Origin of the sequence: Ramlibacter sp. (assembly GCF_041916345.1) — a bacterium.
Lineage (GTDB): Bacteria > Pseudomonadota > Gammaproteobacteria > Burkholderiales > Burkholderiaceae_C > Ramlibacter.
Genome location: NZ_JAYRZR010000016.1, coordinates 1 through 23,702, shown reverse-complemented (window position 1 = coordinate 23,702; position 23,702 = coordinate 1). Strand labels below are relative to the sequence as shown.

The 23,702-nt window shown below is 70.1% G+C and carries 25 protein-coding genes and 1 pseudogene; 5 read left to right on the top strand and 21 right to left on the bottom strand.

Going from position 1 to position 23,702, the window contains the following annotated elements:
* Positions 1-3: 3 nt before the first annotated feature.
* From ACE3T5_RS06870 to ACE3T5_RS06820, 11 genes are read right to left on the bottom strand one after another with little or no spacing between them, the layout of a single operon-like run.
* Positions 4-1,317, bottom strand: coding sequence for a phytoene desaturase family protein (locus ACE3T5_RS06870; RefSeq protein ID WP_374665827.1), 1,314 nt, complete (start codon positions 1,315-1,317; stop codon positions 4-6).
* A gap of 28 nt (positions 1,318-1,345) precedes the next feature.
* Positions 1,346-2,854, bottom strand: coding sequence for a 3-hydroxyacyl-CoA dehydrogenase (locus ACE3T5_RS06865; RefSeq protein ID WP_374665825.1), 1,509 nt, complete (start codon positions 2,852-2,854; stop codon positions 1,346-1,348).
* A 1-nt stretch (position 2,855) separates the two neighbouring features.
* Positions 2,856-3,638: an enoyl-CoA hydratase-related protein gene (locus ACE3T5_RS06860; protein ID WP_374665824.1), complete on the bottom strand. Its 783-nt coding sequence runs from the start codon at positions 3,636-3,638 to the stop codon at positions 2,856-2,858.
* On the bottom strand, positions 3,635-4,426 hold the full coding sequence (locus ACE3T5_RS06855) for an enoyl-CoA hydratase/isomerase family protein (protein ID WP_374665822.1): 792 nt from the start codon (positions 4,424-4,426) through the stop codon (positions 3,635-3,637). Before ACE3T5_RS06855 ends, ACE3T5_RS06860 begins: the two co-directional genes overlap by 4 nt.
* A complete protein-coding gene (locus ACE3T5_RS06850) occupies positions 4,419-5,621 on the bottom strand; it encodes an acetyl-CoA acetyltransferase (RefSeq protein WP_374665820.1) in 1,203 nt (400 codons plus the stop codon). The genes ACE3T5_RS06855 and ACE3T5_RS06850 overlap by 8 nt, the downstream gene beginning before the upstream one ends.
* Before the next feature lie 11 nt (positions 5,622-5,632).
* A complete protein-coding gene (locus ACE3T5_RS06845; RefSeq protein ID WP_374665818.1) occupies positions 5,633-7,096 on the bottom strand; it encodes a hydroxymethylglutaryl-CoA synthase family protein in 1,464 nt (487 codons plus the stop codon).
* Positions 7,093-8,055, bottom strand: a complete 963-nt coding sequence (locus ACE3T5_RS06840) for an alpha/beta hydrolase (RefSeq protein WP_374665816.1) — start codon at positions 8,053-8,055, stop codon at positions 7,093-7,095. Before ACE3T5_RS06840 ends, ACE3T5_RS06845 begins: the two co-directional genes overlap by 4 nt.
* Complete coding sequence (locus tag ACE3T5_RS06835) at positions 8,052-8,786, bottom strand: SDR family oxidoreductase (protein ID WP_374665814.1); 735 nt, start codon at positions 8,784-8,786, stop codon at positions 8,052-8,054. Before ACE3T5_RS06835 ends, ACE3T5_RS06840 begins: the two co-directional genes overlap by 4 nt.
* The gene (locus tag ACE3T5_RS06830) at positions 8,786-9,613 is read right to left on the bottom strand and encodes an enoyl-CoA hydratase/isomerase family protein (RefSeq protein ID WP_374665812.1); all 828 of its coding nucleotides are present in this window, start codon (positions 9,611-9,613) and stop codon (positions 8,786-8,788) included. Before ACE3T5_RS06830 ends, ACE3T5_RS06835 begins: the two co-directional genes overlap by 1 nt.
* 31 nt (positions 9,614-9,644) lie before the next feature.
* On the bottom strand, positions 9,645-10,139 hold the full coding sequence (locus ACE3T5_RS06825) for an aromatic-ring-hydroxylating dioxygenase subunit beta (protein WP_374665810.1): 495 nt from the start codon (positions 10,137-10,139) through the stop codon (positions 9,645-9,647).
* Complete coding sequence (locus tag ACE3T5_RS06820; RefSeq protein WP_374665808.1) at positions 10,139-11,425, bottom strand: Rieske 2Fe-2S domain-containing protein; 1,287 nt, start codon at positions 11,423-11,425, stop codon at positions 10,139-10,141. The genes ACE3T5_RS06825 and ACE3T5_RS06820 overlap by 1 nt, the downstream gene beginning before the upstream one ends.
* Before the next feature lie 112 nt (positions 11,426-11,537).
* Between ACE3T5_RS06820 and ACE3T5_RS06815 the strand changes: the two genes are divergently transcribed.
* On the top strand, positions 11,538-11,858 hold the full coding sequence (locus tag ACE3T5_RS06815) for a 2Fe-2S iron-sulfur cluster-binding protein (protein ID WP_374665806.1): 321 nt from the start codon (positions 11,538-11,540) through the stop codon (positions 11,856-11,858).
* 48 nt (positions 11,859-11,906) lie between these two features.
* Here the strand turns inward: ACE3T5_RS06815 and ylqF are convergent, their stop codons facing one another.
* Positions 11,907-12,845 (bottom strand): ribosome biogenesis GTPase YlqF, encoded by a 939-nt coding sequence (gene ylqF, locus ACE3T5_RS06810; RefSeq protein ID WP_374665804.1) that lies wholly within the window; start codon positions 12,843-12,845, stop codon positions 11,907-11,909.
* Positions 12,846-12,930: 85 nt separating this feature from the next.
* Between ylqF and ACE3T5_RS06805 the strand changes: the two genes are divergently transcribed.
* Complete coding sequence (locus ACE3T5_RS06805) at positions 12,931-13,356, top strand: nuclear transport factor 2 family protein (protein WP_374665802.1); 426 nt, start codon at positions 12,931-12,933, stop codon at positions 13,354-13,356.
* 28 nt (positions 13,357-13,384) lie between these two features.
* On the opposite strand, the gene ACE3T5_RS06800 is transcribed toward ACE3T5_RS06805, so the two are convergent.
* Both ACE3T5_RS06800 and ACE3T5_RS06795 read right to left on the bottom strand, forming a co-directional pair.
* Positions 13,385-14,266, bottom strand: coding sequence for an acyl-CoA thioesterase (locus ACE3T5_RS06800; RefSeq protein ID WP_374665800.1), 882 nt, complete (start codon positions 14,264-14,266; stop codon positions 13,385-13,387).
* On the bottom strand, positions 14,263-15,033 hold the full coding sequence (locus ACE3T5_RS06795) for an NAD(P)H-dependent oxidoreductase (RefSeq protein ID WP_374665798.1): 771 nt from the start codon (positions 15,031-15,033) through the stop codon (positions 14,263-14,265). Before ACE3T5_RS06795 ends, ACE3T5_RS06800 begins: the two co-directional genes overlap by 4 nt.
* A gap of 138 nt (positions 15,034-15,171) precedes the next feature.
* Here ACE3T5_RS06795 and ACE3T5_RS06790 point away from each other — a divergent pair, with 138 nt between their 5' ends.
* From ACE3T5_RS06790 to ACE3T5_RS06780, 3 genes are all read left to right on the top strand, one after another.
* Positions 15,172-15,396 carry an AbrB/MazE/SpoVT family DNA-binding domain-containing protein gene (locus ACE3T5_RS06790; protein ID WP_374665796.1) on the top strand — a complete coding sequence of 75 codons (225 nt, stop codon included), beginning with the start codon at positions 15,172-15,174 and terminating at the stop codon, positions 15,394-15,396.
* Positions 15,396-15,806, top strand: a complete 411-nt coding sequence (locus ACE3T5_RS06785; RefSeq protein ID WP_374665794.1) for a PIN domain-containing protein — start codon at positions 15,396-15,398, stop codon at positions 15,804-15,806. Before ACE3T5_RS06790 ends, ACE3T5_RS06785 begins: the two co-directional genes overlap by 1 nt.
* A gap of 120 nt (positions 15,807-15,926) precedes the next feature.
* The gene (locus tag ACE3T5_RS06780) at positions 15,927-17,567 is read left to right on the top strand and encodes a methyl-accepting chemotaxis protein (protein ID WP_374665792.1); all 1,641 of its coding nucleotides are present in this window, start codon (positions 15,927-15,929) and stop codon (positions 17,565-17,567) included.
* Between the two features lie 120 nt (positions 17,568-17,687).
* On the opposite strand, the gene ACE3T5_RS06775 is transcribed toward ACE3T5_RS06780, so the two are convergent.
* From ACE3T5_RS06775 to ACE3T5_RS06745, 7 genes and pseudogenes are all read right to left on the bottom strand, one after another.
* Entirely contained in the window at positions 17,688-18,599 is a 912-nt protein-coding gene (locus ACE3T5_RS06775; RefSeq protein ID WP_374665790.1) for a sugar phosphate isomerase/epimerase family protein, read from the bottom strand.
* Positions 18,600-18,606: 7 nt separating this feature from the next.
* Positions 18,607-19,515 carry a 4-hydroxyphenylpyruvate dioxygenase gene (locus ACE3T5_RS06770; protein WP_374665788.1) on the bottom strand — a complete coding sequence of 303 codons (909 nt, stop codon included), beginning with the start codon at positions 19,513-19,515 and terminating at the stop codon, positions 18,607-18,609.
* Between the two features lie 18 nt (positions 19,516-19,533).
* Positions 19,534-20,394 carry a shikimate dehydrogenase gene (locus ACE3T5_RS06765; RefSeq protein WP_374665786.1) on the bottom strand — a complete coding sequence of 287 codons (861 nt, stop codon included), beginning with the start codon at positions 20,392-20,394 and terminating at the stop codon, positions 19,534-19,536.
* A 61-nt stretch (positions 20,395-20,455) separates the two neighbouring features.
* Positions 20,456-21,454, bottom strand: a complete 999-nt coding sequence (locus ACE3T5_RS06760; protein WP_374665784.1) for a TRAP transporter substrate-binding protein — start codon at positions 21,452-21,454, stop codon at positions 20,456-20,458.
* Between the two features lie 45 nt (positions 21,455-21,499).
* Positions 21,500-22,780 carry a TRAP transporter large permease subunit gene (locus tag ACE3T5_RS06755; protein WP_374665782.1) on the bottom strand — a complete coding sequence of 427 codons (1,281 nt, stop codon included), beginning with the start codon at positions 22,778-22,780 and terminating at the stop codon, positions 21,500-21,502.
* Positions 22,781-22,784: 4 nt separating this feature from the next.
* The gene (locus ACE3T5_RS06750; RefSeq protein WP_374665780.1) at positions 22,785-23,342 is read right to left on the bottom strand and encodes a TRAP transporter small permease; all 558 of its coding nucleotides are present in this window, start codon (positions 23,340-23,342) and stop codon (positions 22,785-22,787) included.
* A 130-nt stretch (positions 23,343-23,472) separates the two neighbouring features.
* A pseudogene (locus tag ACE3T5_RS06745) lies at positions 23,473-23,702 on the bottom strand (TetR/AcrR family transcriptional regulator); the annotation flags it as partial.

Sequence of the window (23,702 nt, the reverse complement as noted above, 5' to 3'; positions counted from 1 at the left end):
TTCTCAGGCCGGGGCGCGCTCCAGCGCAGCCAGGGCCTTGTTCGCCGCTTCGCGGCCGGTGTAGGCGCAGGCCTGCGTGCCGCCGTCGCCGTAATCCTTGACCGCGTCGCCCACGTGCCAGAGGTTGGCCAGCGGGGTGTCCTGCGGCATGTCGAAGCCCGCGCAGGAACGCTGCGCCGGCCAGTCGCCGCGCATCACGCGGACGGAGAGCATTTTGGCACCCGCGAAGCCGGGGAACAGCTCGCGCAGGTCCGCCAGGGACTCCTCGATCTCCGCCTTCTCGTCGAAGTCGCCGATGGCCGGCTTCGGCACCGCATAGGCCACGTACTGGTACCAGCCGGCGGGCGCCAGCTCCGGGCAGGTGGCGGTGAGCTCGCCCATGTTGCACAGGCGGCGCGTCTTGCCGAAGGTCACCAGGCCGGGCACGTCAAGCAGGCGCTCGCGCGTGGCGAAGTTGATGACGATGTTGGCGGCGGGCTTCGGCGTGGCGCGCGACTGCGCGACGTAGTGGGCGCCCATGGCCTCCGCGCCGGGCAATGCTGCCGTGGCCGCCGGCCCGATGTTGCTGATGAAGGCGCCCGCCTCCACGCGCTGCGTCACGCCGCCGCGCTCGATGTCGATGGCGACCAGGCGGCCGCCCTCCACATGCAGGCGCGTGGCGCTCGCGCCCGTCCACACCTCGCCACCGCGGCTGCGGATGCCGCCGGCCAGGTCATCCCAAAGCCCCACTGTGCCGCGCGGGCAGAAGCCGAAGCGCTTGAAGGCGCCCTTGATCGCGAAGTAGGTGAGGAAGGCGCGCGCCGGCAGTTCGTCTGCGTTGGCGGCGAAGATGGCCGCGCACAGGTTGCGGAAGATGGCATGCACCGTCTCGTTGCTGGTGTACTGGGCCAGCCACTCCTGCGTGCTCATCTTCGCCTCGGGCAGGTCGCCCGCGCGCGCATCCGCGAACTTGGCGCCGATCTTGGCCGCCTGCTTGGTGAAGGTGCCCAGCAGCATGCCCCAGCCGCCCTTGGCGACGTTGATCACCTTGCCGTCGATGTAGAACACCGTGGCCGGGTTCGGCTCACGGATGTCCAGCGGCACGCCCAGCAGATCGAAGGTTTCCTCGAACACGCCGCCGCGCTCGATGGCGATGGCGCCGATGTTCACGATGTGGCCGTCGATGGTCTCGCTGGAGGCACGGCCGCCCAGGCGGTTCAGCCGCTCGGCGACCAGCACGCGCTGGCCGGCCGCGGTGAGGCGCGCCGCGGCGCTCAGGCCGCCGGCGCCGGCGCCGATGACCACCGCGTCGAAGCGCAGCGGGGATGCATTCGTCATGTCTGTCGTCTCCAAGAAAGGGTGAGAGTCAGCGCGCCGCTTCGGGCGTGGTGAGGGGCAGGCCGAGCGCCACGCGGCGCACGAGCCACGCGCTGGGTCGGTAACGCGGGTCACCCGTGGCCGCGTGCTGGGCGCGCAGGATGGCGAGGATGCGCTCGGCGCCCAGGTGGTCGCCCCAGGCGAGCGGGCCGCGCGGGTAGCCCAGGCCGAGCTGCACCGCGGCCTCCAGGTCGGCCACGCTCGCGATGCCGCGTTGCGCGATGTTGGCGGCGATGTTCACGATGGTGGCGATCACGCGCTGGGCGATGAAGCCGGGGCTGTCGTTGATGACCGTCACCGGCACGGCGTCCGCGGCCAGCAGGGCCAGCGCCGCGTCCCGTGCGGCCGGCGCGGTGGCGATGGTGAGCATCAGCGTGCGACGCAGCGCGAGCGGCGTGATCGGGTCCACCGCCACGGTGCGCGCAGCGTCCAGGCCCAGCCGCACCGCCGCACTGGTGGCGTCTTCGCCCCAGGGCTGCACGATGCCGAGGTCGGCCCGGGCCGGCTCGCCTTCCAGGCGGGCGCCGGCGGCCTGCAGCAGCGTGGCCAGCTCACCGTGGCCAGACGCGGCGGGATCGATCCACACCGACACACCCGCGGGAACGGCGGGTCGCTCGCGGGCAGGTGGGCGCTCGGGCCGGCCCTCGACATAGCGGTACCAGCCCTCGCCCGTCTTGCGGCCGAACAGGCCGGCGGCCACGCGCGGCGGCACCAGCGACGACGGGCGGAAGCGCGGCTCCTGCTGGAACTGCTCGTAGATGGAACTCATCACGCGCGACGAGACGTCGAGGCCGGTGAGATCCAGCAACTCGAACGGGCCCATGCGGAAGCCCAGCGCCTCGCGCAGCACGTCGTCCACGTCGGCGGGGGTCGCCACCTGCTCCTCCACGACGCGCAGGCCCTCGGTGTAGAGGCCGCGGCCGGCGTGGTTGATCAGGAAGCCCGGCTGGTCGGCCGTGACCACGGCGCGGTGGCCGGCGCCCTCGCTGAGGGTACGCAGCGTCTCCACCACCGCCGGCGCGGTGCGCACGGCCGCGATCACCTCGGCCACCTTCATCAGCGGCACCGGGTTGAAGAAGTGCAGACCGGCCACGCGCGCCGGCTGCTCGCAGGCGGCGGCGATGTCCGCGACGGTGAGGGAGGAGGTGTTGGAGGCGAGGATGGCCTCCGGCGACACCACCGCCTCCAGTGCGCGGAACAGCGCGCGCTTGGCATCGAGGTCTTCCACGATGGCCTCGATCACCACATCGCAGTCGGCGAAAGAGGCCAGGTCTTCGCTCACGTGGATCCGCCCGCGGATGGCCGCCAGCGCGTCGGCGCTCAGCCGGCCTTTCTCGACGAGCTTGGTCAGCTGGTCCAGCACGGCCTGCACCGCCTTCGCGGCAGCGCCGGGCTGGGCGTCGTGGCAGCGCACCACGTGCCCGGCCTGCGCGAACAGCTGGACGATGCCGCGGCCCATGGTGCCGGCGCCAACGACGCCGATGACGGTCGGGTTCATCTCAGTTCCCCTTGAACACCGGCTTGCGCTTGTCGAGGAACGCGCGCATGCCCTCGGTCTTGTCGGCGGTGTCGAACAACAGCAGGAACTCGCGATGTTCCAGCGCCAGCGCCGCATCCAGCGGCAGATCCGCGCCCTGGCGCAGCACGCGGCGCGTGGCCTGCACCGCCTTGGGCGGCATGCGCGCCGCCTTGCGCGCCAGCTCCATCGCGCGCAGTCTCAGCTGGGCGGGCTCGACCAGCTCCGCCACCAGGCCAAGCTGGAAGGCGCGCTCACCGGTCAACGGCTCGCCCGTGAGCAGCATCAGGCTGGCCACCTGCCGGCCCACCGCGCGCACTAGGCGCTGCGTGCCACCCGCGCCAGGCATGATGCCCACCGCCAGTTCGGGCTGGCCCAGCCGCGCGGTCATGTCGGCCACGATGAAGTCGGCCATCAGCGCCAGCTCGCAGCCCGCGCCCAGCGCGAAGCCGCTTACCGCGGCGATCACCGGCTTGCGGCAGCCGGCCACCGGCGCCCAGTACTGGCCCAGGTCCAGATCGGCCACGTCCTGCGCGCCCTTGTCCACCAGCAGGTTCAGGTCCGCGCCCGCGGCGAAGATGCCCTCGCCGCCGGTGATGACGATGGCCTGCACGGCGGCATCGGCGTCCTGCGCGCGGAAGGCGTCGGCGATGGCGGCGCGCATGGCGAGGTCGAGCGCGTTGCGCTTGTCGGGGCGGTTGAGCGTGAGCAGCGCGACGGCGCCTTCGCGCTCCACGCGCACGAGATCGGGGGTAGAGGCAGTCATGTGTCTGGAGTGAACTTCGCCGCCCGCTTCTCGCGGAAGGCGGCGAAGCCTTCGGCGAACTCGGGGCCGGTCAGCAGCGCGGCCTGGTCGTCTTCCTCGCGGGACAGTTCGTCATCCAGCGTCGCGCTCGGGTGGTTCAGGCGCATCTTCATGCGGCCGTAGGCTTCCAATGGCAGCAGGGCCAGGGCGGCCGCATGGGCCACGGCGCGGTCCATCACCTGGTCGTCCGGCACCAGCTCGTCGGCCAGGCCGATGCGGTGCGCCTCTTCGCCCGTCACCGGCATGCCCGCCGTCAACAGACGGCGCGCCGGGCCGATGCCCACGCGGCGCGGCAACGTGAGCAGCTGGCCCCAGTCCGGCGCCAGGCCCAGCTTGAGAAACGGGAACAGCACGCGCGTGCCGGGCCCGGCCACGATGTGATCGCCCAGCAGCGCCAGGCCGACCACTGCGCCGGCAGAGATGCCTTCCATCGCCGTCACCACCGGGATGCGTGCATGGGCCAGCAAGCGGCACAGCAGATGGCCGTGCTGCATGCGCTGGCGCGCCTGCTCCTCGCTGAGCCCCGCCATGGTGGGCACGTCGCCGCCCGCCGAGAGCGTGCCGCCGCTGCCGCCCAGCACCAGCGCGCGCACCGAGGCATCGGCCTGCAGCTCGCGCAGGTGGGCGATGAGCAGCTCGCGCACGGCGTGATCCATCGCGTTGCGCTTGTCCGGGCGATGGATGCGCAGCCGCGCCACGTGCGGCGCGGGGCGATCCAGCAGGACCACGGGCTCAGGCGCTTCAGACACCCTGCAGCCCCACGATGGACACCGAGCACACGTTCTGCGAAGGCTGGCCGCCCAGGTTGTGGATCAGGCCCGTCTTCGGGTTCGCCAGCTGCCGGCGGCCGGCGCGGCCCTGCAGCTGCAGGTAGATCTCGTACAGCATGCGGATGCCGCTGGCGCCCACCGGGTGGCCGAAGCACTTGAGGCCGCCGTCGATCTGGCACGGCACCGCGCCCTCGGCGTCGAACACGCCATCGAGCACGTCGCGCACCGCCTCGCCTTCGCCGGAGAGGCCCAGGTCTTCCATGGTCACCAGCTCGGTGATGGAGAAGCAGTCGTGCACCTCGGTCATGCTGAGCTCGCGCCGCGGATCGGTGATGCCGGCCTCGGCATAGGCCTTCTTCGCCGCGATGCGCGCCGTGTGCACGTAGCTGCCGTCCCAGCCGCTGCCCTGCAGCTCCCAGCCGTTGGACACCGCGAGCTGCAGCGCCTTGAACGTGACGAGGTCCGTCTTGCCCAGGCCGCGCGCGATGTCGGGCGTGGTGACGATGGCGGCGGCCGCGCCGTCGGAGACGCCGCAGCAGTCGAACAGGCCCAGCGGCGCCGCGATGGTCGGCGCCTTCAGGCACTGCTCCTCGGTGATCTCCTTCTGCAGGTGCGCCTTGGGGTTCTTCGCGCCGTTCGCGTGGCTCTTCACCGACACGTGCGAGATGGCGCGCTTCAGCAGCGCCGCGTCCACGCCATGGCGCGCGCGATAGGCGCTCGCGAGCTGCGCGAAGTTCGCCGGCGCCACCGCATTGGGGTACCACTGCGGGATGTAGGTGCCGACCTGCGCCATGGGCAGGCCGCCATAGCCGGTGTCCTTGAGCTTCTCCACGCCGAGCGCCAGCGCGATGTCGCACGCGCCCGCGGCCACCGCGTACACCGCCGCGCGGATGGCCTCGGAGCCGCCGGCGCAGAAGTTCTCCACCCGCGTGACGCCGATGTTGGGCAGCCGCAGCGCGATGCTCATGGGCGTGCCGCCGCGGCCCGTGCCCACGTCGTCCATGTGCGTGGAGTACCACGCGGCGCCCAGCTGGTCCGGCGTGATGCCGGCATCGGCCATCGCCTCGTTGTAGGCCTCCAGCATCAGGTCTTCGGGACTCGCGTCCCAGCGCTCGCCGAAGCGGCTGCAACCCATGCCGAGGATGGCGACCTTGTCCTTGATTCCACTGGCCATGCGGCGCTCCTTCAGGGGTTGGGGGTGGCGGCGCGCACCGGCGTCGCCTTCCAGAAATAGCGGGTGAAGCCGCGGCGCTCGTCGGTGTCCTTGATGCGGAACACCATCTCCATCGCGCAGCCGGTGTCGACCTCGCCCACTTCGAGATCGGTGAAATCCATCAGGATGCGGCCGCCACCCTCGAAATCGATCTGCCCGTAGTGGTGCGGCGGCGAGGGGTGGTACGAGAGGTACTCGGCGGACCAGCTCAGCACGCGCGCCGCGCGGTCGGCCAGCTTCCAGGGCTTCTGGGTGTCCAGCCGCGGCTGGCCGGGGTCGTAGGACAGGCGCGAGGGCGGGAAGTGCACGCTGCCCGTCACCTCGCAACGGCCCGCCACCAAGCCCAGCAGCGCCGAGCGATGGCGCCAGGCGGTGGACAACGCGGTCTTCTTGTCCTGCTCGCCGCGCATGCCGCGCTCCAGGGCGAGCTGGCCCTTGAACGCGAGGAACCTCGTGTAGTGCCGCTCCTCGACACCGCGCGCGAGCCAAGCGCTGACGCCGCGCGCGGGCCGGAAGCCGCGGATCGCCTCGGTGACGCGGAACACCAGCGCCTGCGCGCCGCTGCCGAACTGCGCCACCACGATCACCTGGCCCGGCTCGGCGCGCTCCAGCACGTGCGACAGCAGCAGCAGGCCATGCGGCAGGCCGCTATCGCCCACGCGGTCCAGCAGGGCGTCTGCCACCGCCTCGGCGCGGATGCCGCAGGCCTTGGCGAGCTGCGCATCCATCTTCGCGAAGCTGGTCGGGAAGATGAAGTGATCCACCTGCGCGGGCGGCACGCCCGCCTGCTTCAGCGCCGCCTCGATGGCGCGCGGCGCCAGCTTGGCGATGCCCTCGTCGCGCACCCAGCGCTCTTCCCAGTGGTAGTCCACCTCCTCCCCGCTGGCGCGGAAGTGGTCGACGAAGTCCACCGAGAGCGTGCCGCTGCCCAGGAACTCCGCGATCACGTTCTCGCGGCCGATCAGCAGGGCCGCGGCAGCGTCGCCGTAGTCCAGCTCCTGCGCGCTGGCGGCGCGGGTGCGGCGGTTGTCGGCGGCCAGCACCAGCACGTCGCCGCCGCCCGCCTGCACGCGCGCCACGGCCTGCGCCACGGCGGTGAGCGCGGCGCGCTGCGAGCCGCCCAGATCCACCGCGTCCACCTCGTCGTCGAGCGTGAGCGCGCCCGCCACCACGCCGGCATTCAGGCGCTCGGCGAAGGGCAGCGTGTCGGAAGCCAGGAACACGGTGCGCACGTGGCTGCGGTCCTCGCGAGGGCCAAGGCAGTCGCGCGCGGCGGCCACGGCCAGGGTGATGCTGTCTTCGTCCCAGTTGGCGAAGGCGCGTGTGCCCTTGCGCCCCGCGAAGTGCGGTGCATACCAGGCGTTGGCCTGCGCCGCTGCCTGGCGCGACAGGCGCAGGCGCGGGATGTAGCCGCCATGGGCGGTGATGCCGATCATGAGGAAGGTCCTTCTGTGACGGAGGAAGTGATGCGTGAAGGGGTGCCAGTCACGGCCACGCCCAGGTGCCCGGCGAGGAACCGGCCCGCGGCTTCCACTGCGTCGCGCGCCGCCGGCAGGCCGGGGAACTGCTGGTACACGTGGAAGAGGCCGGGCGCCACCTGCAGCTGCGCGCGGCCGCCGGCGTCCTGCACACGGGCCACGAGATCGGCCGCATCGCTGCGCACGATCTCGCGCTCGCCCACCTGCACCAGCAGTGGCGGCAGGCAGCCTAGCGCAGTCATCGAGGCGTGCACCGGCGAGGCGAGCGGATGCAGCGGATCGGCCTCGCGGCCCAGGCGCGCACGCGCCATGGCCTGCAGCATCGGGCGCGCGTTCAACGGATCGTCCACGGCGCCATCGCCGTAGGTGGCCCCAGTGAGCGCCATGTCGGTCCAGGGAGAGAACAGCGTGGCGGCTGCCCAGTTGGCCAGCCCCTCGGCCTGCATCGCCAGCAGCGCCGAGAGCGCGAGGCCGCCACCGGCGGAATCCCCTGCCAGCGCGATGCGGTCCGGCGTGAGACCTTGCGCCAGCAGCCAGCGCAGCGCGCGGCAGGCGTCTTCCACCTGGGCGGGATGACGGTGCTCCGGTGCCAGGCGGTAGTCGATGCCGAGCACGCGCACGCCGGCGGCAGCGGAGAGGCGCGCCATCAGCTCCCGGTGCGAGGCGACCGAGCCGATCTGGAAGCCGCCACCGTGCAGGTAGAGGATCGCGGCATCCTGGCGCGCGCCGGGCGCGGTGATCCATTCGCTGGGGATGCCATCGAGGTCGACAGCGGCGTGGTGCGCGGTGACGGGCAGGTCGAACAGCGCGTCCCAGTCGGCGCGCATCTGCGCGAGGGTCGTCTCGCGCGTCCAGCGGGCGTAGACCGCGCGGATGCAAGCGATGGCGTCGGCAGGCGTGGTGGCCGACGCGCTCACGCCCCACACCCCATGCCGCCCGAGACGCCCAGCACTTCGCCAGTGATGTAGCCCGCCGGCTCGGAGGCAAGGAAAGCCACCGTGGCCGCGACTTCATCCGACGTGCCCAGCCGCCCGGCGAGCGTGGCGCCGGTCATCGCCGCGAGCAGCTTCTCACCGCCCTGCGCCACGGCCTGCTGCAGCAGCGGCGTGTCGATCGGCCCCGGCGCCACCACGTTGGCGGTGATGCCCTTGCGGCCGTTCTCGCGGGCGATGGAGCGCGTGAAGGCGATCACGCCGCCCTTGGCCGCTGCGTACACCGCGCCCCCGCGCGAGCCGAGGCGACCCGCCTCCGAAGCGACGTTGACGATGCGCCCCCAGCCGGCTGCCTGCATGGCGGGCAGCACGGCATGCGTGGTGTTCAGCACCGCGTCGAGGTTCACCGACAGCAGCCGCCGCCAATCCGCCGGCGTGGTCTGGGTGAAGAAGGCGTGCTGGTCGATGCCGGCGCAGTTGACCAGCACCGCGAACGGGCCGTGGGCAGCTGCGGCCGCGGTGACTGCGTCGTAGTCCGTCACGTCCAGCACGAGCCCGGTACCGCCGATGGTGGCGGCCAGTTCGCGTGCGGCATCACCCTGCAGATCGGCCACGACCACGTGCAGGCCGTCCGCCGCGAGCCGACGCGCGATGGCCGCGCCGATGCCACTGGCGCCACCCGTGACCAGCGCTCGCCGCCTGGCGCCGCCGGCCATCACCGCCCCGTGAAGCGCGGTGCGCGCTTCTCGATCACCGCGGCCAGGCCCTCCAGTGCGTCCTGGGTGCCGCACAGCACGGCCTGGGTGTTGTTCTCCTCCGGCATGGCGGCTTCCACGCCGGCGCCGATGCCGTTCCACAGCAGGCGCTTGGTGTTGGCCAGCGCGCGCGGGGCACCGCTGGCGAGCTGGCGCGCCAGGGACCAGGCCTCGTCCATCAACTGGGCATCCGGCACCACGCGCGTGACCAGGCCCATGGCCTTGGCCTCGGCCGCATCGATCACCGGATTGAGCATCAGGATCTCCATCGCGCGGCGGAAGCCCACCAGCTGCGTCAACGTGACGGACACGCCGGCATCGGGGACCATGGCCACGCGCGTGGCGCCGGCCAGGAACTTCGTCGACTCACCGGCCACCACGAAATCCGACGAACACACCAGCCCCATGCCGCCGCCGCCGGCCGCAAAGCCCTGCACCGCGGACACCACCGGCGGGTTCAGGCGGATGAGCCCCGCCGCCACGAGCTGCAAGTAGCCGGTGGCCACGCGGATGTAGTGCGGCAGATCCTCCCCCTGCGCCAGGAAGGTGTGCGTGTCACCGCCGGCGCAGAAGTGACGCCCTTCGCCGGTGATGAGCACGGCCCGCACGCGCTTGTCGCCGTGCACGCGCATGATCACCTCGTGCAGGGTCTTCAGCAGCTCGATGTTGAGGCCATTGGACGCCTCAGGCCGGTTCAGGCGGATGTGCGCCACGCCATCGGCATGCAGGTCCAGCAGGGCCAGGCCGGTGGCGACCAGCGCCTCGGGGGGGGTTGTCTCCGTTGTCATGCGTGGGGTCCTCAGGTAAGGCGCGCGGCCATCAGATCAGGAACGCCATGGAGTACAGCGCGTTGGCGTTGTTCACCAGCATGACCTTCTTCAGCGCCATGCGCAGGCTGCCATCCGCCTGGCGGCGCAGCAGGTACTCATTGCGCGAGGCCCAGAGCTGATCCCCCCGCGTGTGCGACTCGAACACCAGCACGTTGGCGGCCACGCGGATCTCGCGCCCGTCGTCGGCCAGCACCTCGATGTTGGAGACCAGCCGGCGCAGGCGCGACTGCGGCGTCTGGCTGAACCGCTTGCCGGTGTGGTACTGGCGGATGCGCAGGGCGATGCGCGAGCGGTTGTCGTAGAGGATCGACATCTTCTGCTCGGGGTCGATGTCGTCGCCGTTGGCGGGCACCCAGTAGACGCCGTCGTCGGCCCACAGGGCTTCCCAGTCGTCATAGGCGTGCTCGTCGGCCAGGCGCGACTCGCGCACCAGGAAGGCCGTCACGTCCTCCAGCGTCTCGCGCTGGGCTGCGGTCATGGGCATCAGGCGGCCTCCATCAGGGCGCGGTAGTGGCGCCAAATGCCGCGGCTGGGCACCTCGTCGGTGTTGTCGCCGATCAGGAAGCCGTCTTCGTCGCGGCGCTCGCGGTGCTTGCCGCGGCCGAGGAACAGCCACTCGGGGTTGCGCATCTGCACGCCCATCTGGGTGCGCTCGTACATCTCGGCGTCATCGGCCAGCAGGAAGCCGGCCGGCCCCACCGAGCCCATGGTCTGCTGGCGCAGGCGGCGGTTCAGGTCGGGCGCGCCCTTGAACTGGAGCGCCGTCACGTGCTGGATAGTCTCATCCACCGCCACCGGCTGGATCACGAAGATCTGGATCTCCGCGATGAACAGGTTGGGGAAGATCATGATGTGCGGCGTGCCGTCGATGAGGATGCGGCGCGCCTTCTCTTCCCCGTAGGCGGCGTTCATCTTCGCCACGTACTCGGGCAGCTTGTCGGCCGTGGTGCCGAACCACGAGAGCGGCTGGTCGCGCTTGCGGAACTCCGGCCGCAGGTCGTTCTCGGTATGGCCGTTGCCGAAGTCGCGAGAGACTGCGGTGGACTCGGCGCTGTACAGGCTGCCGATGCCGCTTTGCGCCACCTCGAAGATGGAGGCATGCACGAACGAGGGGTGGTAGCCATCCGTCTCGTTCTCGACCAGGAACTTCCAGTTGGCGCGTACCTTGTGCTTGAGGAAGCCGGCCGTGATCTCCACCTCGCCCTCCGGCGAGGTCTCGCACAGGGCGTCGATGGAGCGCATCGCGGCGCCCAGGTGCTCCTGCAGCGACGGGCCCTCGGCCGCGAGGGAGCCGAAGACGAAGCCGCGGTAGCTGTCCACCCGGGCCACGCGGCCCAGGCCCAACTCGGAGCGGTCCACACCCTCGTAGCCCGAGGGGAAGGGCCAGCCCTTGAGCGCGCCGTCGTTCGCAAAGGTCCAGCCGTGGTACGGGCAGGTGAAGGAGCGCGCGTTGCCCTGCTCTGTCATGCACACGCGGTTGCCGCGGTGCGGGCAGCGGTTGTGCAGCAGGTGGACGCGGCCATCCCTGCCGCGCGTCATGATCACCGGCTCGGGGCCAATGGACTTCATGACGTAGTCGTTGGCGTTGGGCACCTCGCTCTCATGGCCGACGTACACCCAGGTGCGGCCCCAGATCTGGCGCAGCTCGGCGTTCCAGATCGCCGGATCGGTGTACAGCGAGCCATGCACGTGGCTGTCTTTCACCAGCTTGTGGAAGGCGATGGGCGCCGATACGGGCACGGGCGGCGCTTCGGTGGGGCAGGCGTTCAAGGGTCTGGGCTCCCAGGTGAGGACCGGTTGTGGACCGGCGGAAAGTGATGCAATAATAGTCCGACGAGACGGACTATGTCAACGCCGGATCGGAACCCATTTCTGGAGCGCCATGCCCACCGTCGTCTTCATCGATCCCGCCGGCCACACGCACAACGTGCAGGCCCCCATCGGCCGCACCCTGATGCAGGTGGCGCTGGACAACGGCGTGCCCGGCATCCTGGGCGATTGCGGCGGCGCCTGCTCGTGCGCCACCTGCCACGGCTACGTGGACGAGGGCCATGCCGCGCTGCTGCCACCCCGCTCCGAGACCGAGGTGTTCATGCTGGAGGGCGTGCCCGACCTGCGGCCGACCAGCCGCCTGTGCTGTCAGCTGCGGGTGACCGAAGCGCTGGAGGGCATCACCGTGCAATTGCCCGACGAGCAGGTGTAGTCGCGCCTGCCGCGCGCACTGTCTCGGCGCGCAGGCGGCGCCCCACGCTCACTCGCCGTCGGTCGCCTGCCGCTGCGGACGCTTGCCGGCCCGCGCTGCCTTCTTGGCCAGCCGCTCTGCGTCCAGCGCCTGACCCTCGGCCATCCACTGCGCAAACTCCGCCGGGGTCTCCAGCGTGATCCGCCCCAGCGTCATACCCCGAAACTCCTGGATCACGATCTCCGCGGCCTTCTGGGTGTTAACCCTGCCCTTGCCCAGCAGCGCGCCGCGCTGCCGGCCCACGGCCTCCAGCAAGTCCTCGTCCCGCATCGCGGCCACGCCGCTCAACTTGAATCGCGCTTCCAGCAGGCCCGCATAGTGCTGCCGCAGGTAACCCAGCAGCTCCAGCGCCACCAGCTCTTCGTCATACGCGTTGCGGCCGATGGCGCCGCAGGCGGCCAGGTTGAAGCCGCTGCGGGCCACGATGATGCGCGGCCACAGAAGGCCGGGCGTGTCGTACAGGTAGAAGTCATCGGCCAGCGTGATGCGCTGCTCCAGCTTGGTCACGCCGGCTTCATCGCCCGTCTTCGCATGCCGCTTGCGGGTGAGCGCATTGATCAGCGTCGACTTGCCGACGTTGGGCACGCCGCAGATCAGCACCCGCATCGGCTTGGCCAGGCCGCCGCGCCCAGGCGCCAGCGCCTGGCAGGCGGCGGCCAGCGGCTGCACCGCCGCGGCGTCGATGGCCTGCAGCGCCAGCGCGCGCGTGCCGGGCACGGCGTTGTAGTGGGCCAGCCAGGCCTGTGTGCGCGCCGGGTCGGCCATGTCCTGCTTGTTCAGGATCTTCAGCGTGGGCTTGTGCCCGGTCAGCTCCGCCAGCAGCGGGTTGGCGCTGGAACCGGGCATCCGTGCGTCCAGCACCTCGATGACCACGTCGATGTCCTTCACCCGCTCGGCAATCGCCTTGCGCGTGAGGTGCATGTGTCCGGGGAACCATTGGATGGCCATGGGGCGATGCTACCGGGTGCGGGCTGGCAGGCCGTGCCGGGCCCTCACAATGGCGCACCGGCAACGTCCGCGAAGAAGGCACCTCATGAACATTCACACCTTCATGCTCGGCTACCAGGCCGCCTGGCAACAACGCGACCCGTCGCAGTTCGCCGCGTTGTTCCACCCCGACGGCCAGTACCACAACACCCCGTTCCAGGTGCAGCGCGGCACCGCGGCCTTGATGGACTACTGGAAGCGGGTGCAGCTGCAGGAGGACGTGCGGGTCCGCTTCGAGGTGCTGGCGGACCAGGGCGCCTCCGGCATCGCGCACTGGCATGTCACCTACCAGGTCGCCTCGGAAGAGCTGTTCCAGATCTGGGCGCGGTCCACGGGCACCAGCCTCGTCGCGCGCCAGCCGGGCGATCCACTCCCGCGGATGGTGCTGGATGGGGTGCTGCAAGGCACGTTTGCCGACGGCCTGTGCAGCGAGGCACGCATCTGGTGGCATAGCCTGCCGCAGCCGGGCTGACCGCGCAGCGCGAAGGACAGGCAGCCGCTCAGTCCGCGTAGGCCAGCAGACACTCCTGCGTGACCGAGGCCACGAGGCGCCCCTGCGCGTCGTGCACGCGGCCGATGGAAAGCCCGCGGCCGCGCATGGAACCCGGGCTCTCGCAATCGAAGTGCAGCCACTCGTCCACCCGCGGCGGGCGGTGCAGCCAGATCGCGTGGTTGAGGCTGGCGATGTAGAGACGGCGGGCGCCCAGGTCGGCACGGTGCAGCGCCAGGCTGGCGAAGTTGGTCCACCAGTCCGAGAGGTAGGCGAAGGCAGCGGCGTGCACGCGCGGGTCATTCGGCAGCGGGGACGCCGCGCGCAACCAGAAGCGCAGCCGCGGCTGGCGGTCCAGCGCCAGGATCTGCCGCCGCGCGTCGGGCACGCGGAAATCCACGCTCGCCTTCATGTCCTGCGAGTAGCCGCCCAGCGACTCGATGCCCTGCAGCAAGTCCGCCGGCAGATCCTGCATGGCGGGCAGATCCGTCGCGTGCTCCCCGGGTGGGGCCGCACAGGGCTGCTCGTGCGTGGGCGATGCCAGTTCGGCGGCGCAGGTGACCTGCGCGTCCAGCACCATGCGCCCGCCCGCCTGCGCGCCGCGCACATGGCGCGAGGTGAATCGCTTGCCGTCCTGCAGCGGCGTGACGGTGAAGTCGATCGGCTCGTCGTGCAGCGCGCCCTGCAGGAACAGGAACTGCATCATCGAAGGCGGGCGATCGGCCGGCGCTTCCAGCAGGCCGGCCATGAGGGCCTGGCCCAGCAACTGGCCGCCATAGGCCCGGCCGTTCTTGTTGGGATCACCAAATGCGTTGCGCCAGCAGCCGGGGCCCTGCGCCTGCAGCTGCAGCAGCAAGGCGATGTCGGTGCCGTTCCAGGGGGCGAGCTTCATGCGCCCTCCCCGGTGGCCTGGCCGATGGCCACATGCCGATGACCCACGGTGCGCGGCGCCACCTCCGGCTTCAGGCGCCAGTTGGGACCGAACTCGTCGAGCCGATGCATGGGCAGCACCGGCGCATCCGCCAGCGTGCGCAGGCGTTCGGCGTAGGCATCCAGGTAAGCCGCCCGCGCCTCGGCATCGGTGTACTGGATGTTCCAGGCCATGAAGGGCGCCTGCACCTGCAGGCCCACATAGCCGAACACGCCATGGTGCAGATGCCAGAGGATCACGTCTCGCTCGCCCAGCAGACCATCGGGCGCCATCATCCGCGCCTCGCAGCCGGTGGTGATGGCGAGCATGGCGCGACGCCCCTGCAGGCCCCCGCGGTCGAAGCGCCGGCCGCCCGCGCCGTACACCGTGCCGTTGACGAACACGCGGTCGATCCAGCCCTTCAGGATCGCCGGCACCGAGAACCACCACAACGGGAACTGCAGGATGAGCTGGTCGCACCACAGCAGCTTGTCCAGCTCGGCCTGGATGTCGGGTGCGAAGGTGTGCTTCTGCGAGGCCTGCTTCTGCTCGCGGTCGTACTGCAGCGCGTCGGGAAAGCGCCGCTCGGTGAAGTCCGCCCCGCTGGCCACGGGGTTGAAGCCCATGGCGTACAGGTCCGACACCTGCACCTCATGCCCCTGCCCGCGCAGCGTCTCGACCCCGCGGTCCAGCAGGGCGTGGCCGAAGGAATGCGGCTCGGGATGGGCGAAGACGATCAGGACGCGCATGGGGATCTCCTGCGCGCATCATAAACCGACGGGTCGGTCTTTTAAAGAGGCAGGCCACCAAGCCACCAGCCCCAGTCGGCAGAACTGCCCCGCCTGGCGACCGTGCCTTACAATGAAGGGGATTGTAAGGAGCGCCCCATGACCGAGTCCACCATCACCGCCAAGGGCCAGACCACGGTGCCTTCGGATATCCGGGCGCGCCTGCTGGCCGAGCCGGGCACCCGCCTCGTCTGGTCGGTGATGCCCGACGGCACGATCATCGTTCGCGCGAAGACGAAGTCCATCCTCGACCTGGCGGGGATGTTGAAGGCACCCAAGGGCAAGCGGGCTGCCATCGATGACATGAACCCCTGGCGTCGCTGATGGCCGCGCTCGACACCAATGTGCTCGTGCGCTACGTGGTTCGGGATGACAGCGGCCAGCTGGCCGCAGCCAGACGGCTCATCGCGGACCACGTCACCAGCGGGCAGATGCTCTTCGTGCCGGTGACCGTGACACTGGAGCTGGGATGGGTGCTGCGCGCCAGCTTCGGCTTCGACAAGGAGGACGTCATGGCGGTACTTGCGAACCTGCTTTCGACCACTGAGCTTCGCTTCGAATCCGAACAGGCGCTCGAGGTGGCGCTGCAGCTGTACCGCGAAGGAACGGCCGACTTCGCGGACTGCCTGCACGTGGCACTTGCTGCACAGGCCGGTGCGCTGCCACTATGGACCTTCGACAGGCGGGCAGCCAAGGTTCAGGGCGCGCGTGCGGTTCCGCGCGGGACGGCGTAGGGGCCTCCCTACCTCTGGCCGGGACTCAGCCATCCCTGTCCGGGATGGCCCGCTCGCCCGGTGGTCCGCCCCTTGCTACAGTGGCTCCACGTTGGCCCCAGCCCGCCCCACGGACCCCCCATGAAAATCTGGCTCAAGATCCTCATCGCGCCCGCCGTGGCCATCGTCTGCCTGCTGGCCTTCGGCGCCCTGGCCTATGGGGTGCTGGAGCGGCAGGCCGCTTCGCTGGAGGAGCTGACCACCAACCGGCGGTCCGGCGTGGAGGCCGCGATGGGCACCGCCCAGCGGCTGAGCGCCACCCATGCCAGCATCTACCGGCTGTTCACCTGGCGCGGCACGCTCAGTGACGAGAGCATCAAGGCGACGGCCGGGCCGCTCACGGACCAGATCGACGACGTGCACGGCTTCCTCACCGGCATGAAGGCGCAGCCCAGCCTGGCCCCGCAGGAGCGGGCCTTGCTGGAGCAGGCGCTGGGGCACCTGGGTGAATACCGCAATGGCGTTCGCGAGGCGGTGGAGAAGAGCGGCGGTGCCGCCACGGCGGGCGGGCTGATGGCCGATGCCGACAACACCTACCAGGCCACGCTGCAGGCGCTCAATGCGCTGGGCGACCTGGAGAAGAAGCTGGCGCAGGAGAGCTATGACCGCGCCGCCGCCAGCTACCGCCAAGGGCAGGTGCTGCTGCTGGTGATCCTCTCGCTGGCGGTGCTGGCCTCGGTGGGCATCGCGGTGGCGGTGAGCCGTGCCATCGTGCGGCCGCTGGATGCCGCCATCAAGACGGCCGCGCGGATTGCCGAGGGCGACCTCACCGCGCAGATCCGCGTGGTCGGCTCGGACGAGACGGCGGAGCTGTCACGCGCCCTGCTGGGCATGACGCAGAACCTGCGTGAGCTGGTGGCGCAGGTGGCGCGCGGCGCGCACGTGGTAGCCGACACCAGTGAGCAGATCGCGCAGGGCAACCTCGATCTGTCGCAGCGCACCGAGGAGCAGGCGAGCACGCTGGAGCAGACGGCCAGCTCGATGGAGGAGCTCACGTCCACCGTGGCGCAGAACGCGCAGAACGCGCGGCAGGCCAGCGAACTGGCCGCCGGTGCCGCCGACATCGCGCAGAAGGGCGGTCAGGTGGTGGGCCGCGTGGTCAGCACCATGCACGACATCTCCGCCGCCTCGGGCCGCATCGGCGACATCATCGGCGTGATCGACGGCATCGCCTTCCAGACCAACATCCTCGCGCTCAATGCCGCGGTGGAGGCCGCGCGCGCCGGCGAGCAGGGCCGCGGCTTCGCCGTGGTGGCAGGCGAGGTGCGCACGCTGGCGCAACGCAGCGCAGCCGCCGCCAAGGAGATCAAGACCCTGATCGCCGACTCCGTGAACCGCGTGGAGACCGGCACGAAGATGGTGGATCAGGCCGGCGCGACGATGCGCGAGGTGGTGGCCTCGGTGCAGCGCGTGAGCGCGCTCATCGCCGAGATCGCCGCCGCCAGCCAGGAGCAGAGCCAGGGCATCGGCCAGGTGAACACCGCCGTGGTCCACATGGAGCAGGTGGTGCAGCAGAACGCGTCGCTGGTGGAAGAGGCCACCGCGGCCACCGAGGCGATGAAGGCCCAGGCGCAGGCGCTGCTGGAACAGCTGCAGCGGTTCCGGCTGGGGGATCAGCGAGAGGGCGAACCGATGCATGCGCCGGAGCCGGTGCTGGCGGAGATCGAACCGCCGATGGCGGTGGGGCATGCGGCGGGGCAGTCGCTGCCCTGGCAGCGGTGAGGGGATCGCTGGGGTTCCCTTCGGTCACCGCCAGCCTACGAACAACCCGCCAGTTCCGGTGCTTTCCCGTACCCTCCCCGTAGGCTGGGGTGAAGCGCAGCGCAACCCCAGCGTTCCCGCCTACCCCCGTACCGCCCGCAGCCGCAGCTGGTTCGGCAGCGGCTGCGCCGTGCGCAGCACTTCCTCGGCGAGCCACAGCGCCGAGCGGCGCGCGCGCTCGGCCACGAAGGGCAGCGGCATCTGCACATAGTCGTCGTTGAAGACCTCGAAGCTCCAGTCGCCGGCGTAGCCCAGGTCGCGCAGCTTCAGCACCATCTCCACCAGCTGCGGGGTGTGAACGCCCTCGCCCGGAAACACGCGGAAGGTGCGCGCGGTGGCCATGCGCTCCTCGAAGGTGCGCGTCTCCTGCCACATGAAGTCGGACAGCTGAACGAGGAAGATGCGCGAGGCATCCAGGTCGTCCATGGCCGCCAGCGGCGTCTTCGCGGCCAGGATGTGGAACGAGTCGATGCCGATGCCGAGGTTCGGGCAGTCGGCACGCGTGACGATGTCCCATGAGGTCGTGAACTCATTGACCGTGCGGCCCCACGACAAGCCCTCATAGGCGATGCGAATGCCCAGCGGCAGCGCCAGCATGGCCAGCTTGCGCAGGTCGCGCGCCAGGTGGTCGGGGTCGGTACTGGCATGGGTGGAGGTCGACGAGCAGGCCAGCAGCACCTTGCAGCCCAGCACCGCGCACATCTCCAGCATGGCCTTGGCAATGTCCACCTTGTACTGGTGCAGGTGGCCCGAGAGGCCTTCGAAGTCGCGCAGCACCTGGAAGCCGGTGCCGCGCAGGCCACTGGCGTGCACCGCCTTCACCGCCGCACGCCAGCCCTGCGGATGGCCCACCAGATCGTTGGCCTTGAGCATCACCTGGCTGAAGCCGGCCTCGGCCATGGCCTCGAGCTTGGCCTCCAGCGGGCCGGCCAGGGTGATGGTGTCCATGCCGAAACCGGCAATGGCCTGCTGCAGGCTGCGGCGGTGCGTCATGGCCGCCTCACCGCGGGCTGTGCACCAGCTCGAACACCACGCTGCCGAGATAGGTGCGCGTGAGCGCGCCGCGCTGCTCGGTGTGCGCGGCCTCGGTCTCCACGAACTCCATGCCCAGGGCGCGCAGGGCCCGCACCGCGGCCAGCACATCCGGCACGCCCAGGCCGATGCGCTGCCAGCGTTCGTCGTCTTCCGCGTCATCGGACTGCGGCTCGATCAGCTGCAGCAGGAAGCCGTGGCCCGGCTCGCGCGCGGGTGCGCGCAGCAGCGTGCCGCCGGGCAGGATGCCGTAGCGCTGCGCGTCCGGGATCGGCACGATGCCGAACAGCGCCTGGTAGAAGGCCGTCCAATCCGCTGTGCGGCCCAGGCCGATGTACTGCACGATGCCGAAGAAGTGGATGCCCGCCACGGCCGGCGGCTGGGCGTCCACCGAGGGGATGGGGATGAAGTCGACGTCGTAGATGGAGAAGTCGCGCCAGCGGTCGACGAAGTAGATGCGGCTGCCGCCCACGCCATGGATGGCGGGGATGTTGAGCTCCATCGCCTCCGGGTGGGTGGGCACCTCCCAGGCGCCGCGCTCCAGCACGTGGCGATAGGCGGCCCGCGCATCGCGCACGCGCAGGGCAATGGCGGCCAACGCCGGGCGCGCATCGGCCGCGGTGTGCTCGCCGTCCACCGGGTGCGCATTCACCACGATGTTCAGCTCGCCCTGGCGATACAGCGTCACCTCACGCGAGCGGTGCCGCGCCACCGGCCGGAAGCCCATCATCTCCAGCACATGGCCCAGCGCCTGCGGGCGCGAGGTGGCGTACTCGATGAACTCGATGCCGTCCAGGCCGGCCGGGTTGTGCTCGTCGCTCCAGGCGTCCTGCAGCGGCTCGCGCAGGGAATCGGGTTGCAGCAGCAGATCGCTCATGCACGCGCTCCTTGTGGGTCAATAGCGCAGCCGCGCCACGGCACGCAGGTTCTCGGCGGTGGTGGTCGGCAGGCCGAAGAACGCCAGGTAGGGCGGGATCATCTCGAACAGCATGTCCGTGCCCACCTGCACCCGGCAGCCGCGGGCCTGCGCTTCCGCGAGAAAGGCGGTCTGCTCCGCCTTCATCACCACCTCGCCCACGAAGGTGCGGGCCTCCAGCCGGCTCATGTCCACCGGCAGCGGATCGCCCGGGTTCATGCCCAGTGGCGTGGCATTGACCACCAGGTCCATGCCGGCGGGATCCCGCCCGCCGGTGTGCACACGCGTCGTGGGAAAGTGCGTGGCCAGGCGGCCGGCCAGCGCATCGGCCGACGCCGCCTGCACGTCAAACAGATGCAGTTCCGCGCAGCCCGCCGCGGCGAGCGAAGCGGCAATGGCCGAGCCGACGCCGCCGCAGCCCACCACCAGGGCGCGGGCGGCCTGCACTGCGAGGCCCTTGCGCTGCAGGCCGCGCACGAAGCCCTCGCCGTCGAACATGTCGCCCTGCAGGCGGCCGTCTGGCGCACGCCGCACCGCGTTGCAGGCACCGGCCACGCGGGCGGTCGGCGTGACCTCGTCCAGCAGGTCCACCACGCTCACCTTGTGCGGCATGGTGATCAGCGCGCCGCGGATGTTCTCCAGCTGGAACAGCCCCCGCAGAACCGTCGCAAAGGCCTCGGGCTTGCAGCCCATGGGCACCACCACCGCATTGAGCCCGATGGACTCGAAGTACGGGTTGTAGATCATCGGTGCCTTGAAGGCGTGCGTGGGCCAGCCGAGGTGGGCAATCAGCTCGGTGTGGCCGTCGATCTGCAGGGGGCTGGCGATGCGGGCGTTCATGGCAGGAGGCCAGGCACCGCAGCGGGTGCCCGGGACAGGGCCTGTTGCGTCACGGTGCGCTTCAGCGGCGCGCCTTCTCCAGCTCGGCCATCATGGCCTTCACGGTGGCGTCACCCACGCTGTCGGTGTGCTTGGCGATCACGGGCTTCATCTTGTCGCGCAGCTTGGCCACCTCGGCGGCCGGCAGCTCCGTCACCTGCATGCCGCTCTTCTTCAGCTCGTCGAGGATGCCGGCGGCGGCGCTGCGCGACTGCTCACGCTGGAACTTCGCGGATTCGACGGCGGCGTCCTGCAGGATCTTCTTTTCGTCGGCCGACAGCGTGTCCCAGAAGCGCTTGCTGATCACCACCGATTGCGGGTTGTACTGGTGGTTGGTGAGCGTCAGGAACTTCTGCACCTCGAACAGCTTGGCACCGCGGATGGTGGCCACCGGGTTCTCCTGCCCGTCCACCGCCTTCTGCTCCAGCGCGGCGTACAGCTCCGGGAAGGGCAACGGCGTGGGGTTGGCGTCCACGGCCTTCACCCAGTCCACGTTGATCGGGTTCGGGATCACGCGCAGCTTGAGGCCGGCGATGTCTTCCACCTTGGCGATGGGCCGCTTGCTGTTGGTGAGGTTGCGGAAACCCAGCTCGTAGTAGGCCAGGCCCACCAGACCTTTCTCCTCCAGCTTCTTGTGCAGGCCCTGACCGAAGGGGCCGTCCACCACCATGTCGGCCTCCTTCGGGTTGCCGAACAGGAAGGGGAAGTCGTAGATCGCGAAGTCCTTCACCAGGCTGGCGAAGATGCCGGAGTTCATGCTCGCCATCTCCAGCGTGCCGCCCTGCAGCGAGGACACGTTGGCCTGGTCGCTGCCCAGCGCGCCGCCGGGGAACACGTTGACCTTGAGCTTGCCGCCCGACTTGGCCTCCACGATCTCGGCGAACTTCTCCATGCCCATCACGATGGGGTGGCCCTTGGCGTTCTGGTTGGCGAACTTGATGGTCCTGGTCTGGGCCTGGGCCACGCCGAAGGCGGCCACGGCCACGGCGGCGACCAGGGTCTTGAGGAAGAAGCGCTGCATGGGTTGTCTCCTGGGGATGAAGGGAGGGAAGAAAGGGACAGGGCGTCAGCCGTAGAACCAGCGCGCGGGCACCAGCACCAGGCTCGGGAACAGGACGAGCAGGAACATCACGGCGAACTGCGCCAGCATGAACGGCCACACGCCGCGGGTGACGTCGTCCATGCTGACCTTGCCGACACCGGCCACGGTGCTGAGCACCGTGCCCACCGGCGGGGTGATGAGGCCGATGGCGTTGTTGATCATGAACAGCACGCCGAAGTACACGGGGTCGATGCCCGCGGCCTTGATGATCGGCATGAACACCGGCGTGAGGATCAGGATGGTGGGCGTCATGTCCATCGCCGTGCCCACCAGCATGGTGATGACCATGATGGCGATCAGCAGCAGCGTGGGGTTGTCCAGCAGCGGCTTGAGCAGGTCCACCAGCTGCGCCGGCAGGTTCGCCACGGTGATCATCCAGGCGCTCACCATCGCGGCGGCGACCAGGAACATGATGACGGCGGTGGTCTGCGCGGCGGCCAGGAACAGGCCGTAGAGCTGCGAGAGCTTCAGCTCGCGGTAGACGACCGTGGCGACGAACAGCGCATACACCGCGGCCACCACGGCGGCCTCCGTCGGCGTGAACACGCCGAACTTGAGACCCACCACCACGATCACGGGCAGCACGAGTGCAAACGTGGCGTCCTTCAGCGCGCTCAGCACCTCGGCGCGCGTCGCGCGGGGCGCGGGCTGGATCTTCTCCTTGCGCACCAGCCACCACCAGGTGAGCCACAGCGCGGCACCGAGCATCAAGCCAGGCACGATGCCGGCCATGAACAGCTTGGAGATCGACACGTTGGCCGCGACGCCGAAGATCACGAAGCCGATCGAAGGCGGGATGATGGGCGCGATGATGCTGGCGGCCGACAGCAGGCCGGCCGAGCGAGCGGTGTCGTAGCCGGCGCGGTTCATCATCGGAAGCAGCAGGGCGGCCAGCGCAGCGGCGTCGGCCACCGCCGAGCCCGACAGGGCCGCCATCAGGATGGCCGCCATGATGCCCACGTAGCCCAGGCCGCCGCGCACGTGCCCCACGAGCGTCATCGCGAAGTTCACGATGCGGCGCGAGAGGCCGCCCGCGTTCATGATCTCGCCGGCCAGCATGAAGAAGGGCACGGCCAGCAGCGGGAAGCTGTTGGCGCCCTCGATCACGTTCTGCGCCAGGATCTGCGCGTCGAACATGTTCAGGTGCCACATCAGCGCCGCGCCTGTGAGCAGCAGCGAGAAGGCAATGGGCACCCCGAGGGCCATGGCGCCCAGCAGCGCCCCGAGGAAGATGGCGATGGTCATCGGCTCAGTCCTTGCGCGGGGGCGTGTCCACGGGGTGCGGGTCGCCGTGGGGCATGTCGTCGGATTCGCGCACGCCGATCAGCTCCGCCTCGGCGAGCTGGCCGGTGACCATGCGCCACAGCTCGAGCAGCAGCACCAGCGCCGCCATCACCGAGAACAGCAGGCCGCTCGCGTAGAGCCAGGCCATGGAGACCTCCATCACCGCGCTGGTGGTGCCCAGGTTGATGGCCGTCTGCTGCCACGCACCGCGGAACAGCAGCCAGCAGGCGTACAGCATGAGCACATGCGCCAGCGCGAAGCAGATCTTCTTGCCCACGGGCGGCAGACGGCTCACCAGCGCATCGGTGCCCAGGTGGCCGTGGTTGCGCATGGCGACCAGCGCGCCGAGAAAGGTCATCCACACGAAGAGCCAGCGGGAGAGCTCCTCCGACACGGTGATGCCGGAGTTGAAGCCGTAGCGCAGCACCACGTTGCCGAACACCATGAGCACCATGCCGGCCAGCGCCAGCACCATCAGGAACTGGAACAGCCGGAAGATCGCGTCCAAGAGTCGTTGCGCCACATCAGGTCTCCTGGATCCGCATTTTGTACGGACTGGTTAGTTTTACGATTGGGGAAAGTACGGGGTTGGGCAAGCCAGCCAGGGTCCGTCGGTATTCGTAGGCTGGGCTGGAGCGCCAGCGCAATCCCAGCTACTTCTTCATGAACCGGACCACCATCTCGATCACGTTGTCGCGCCGATGCGCGATGTACGCGGGCGAGGTGGTGTCGAGCTTGAAGATGAGCCCGAAGGTGTGCCGGTTCGACACGTTGAAGAAGCTCAGCGCCGAGATGGACGCATGGATGTCCACCGGGTCCAGCCCGGGGCGGAACACGCCCTGCTTCAGGCCGCGCTCATACAGGTGGCGGATGGCCGCGATGG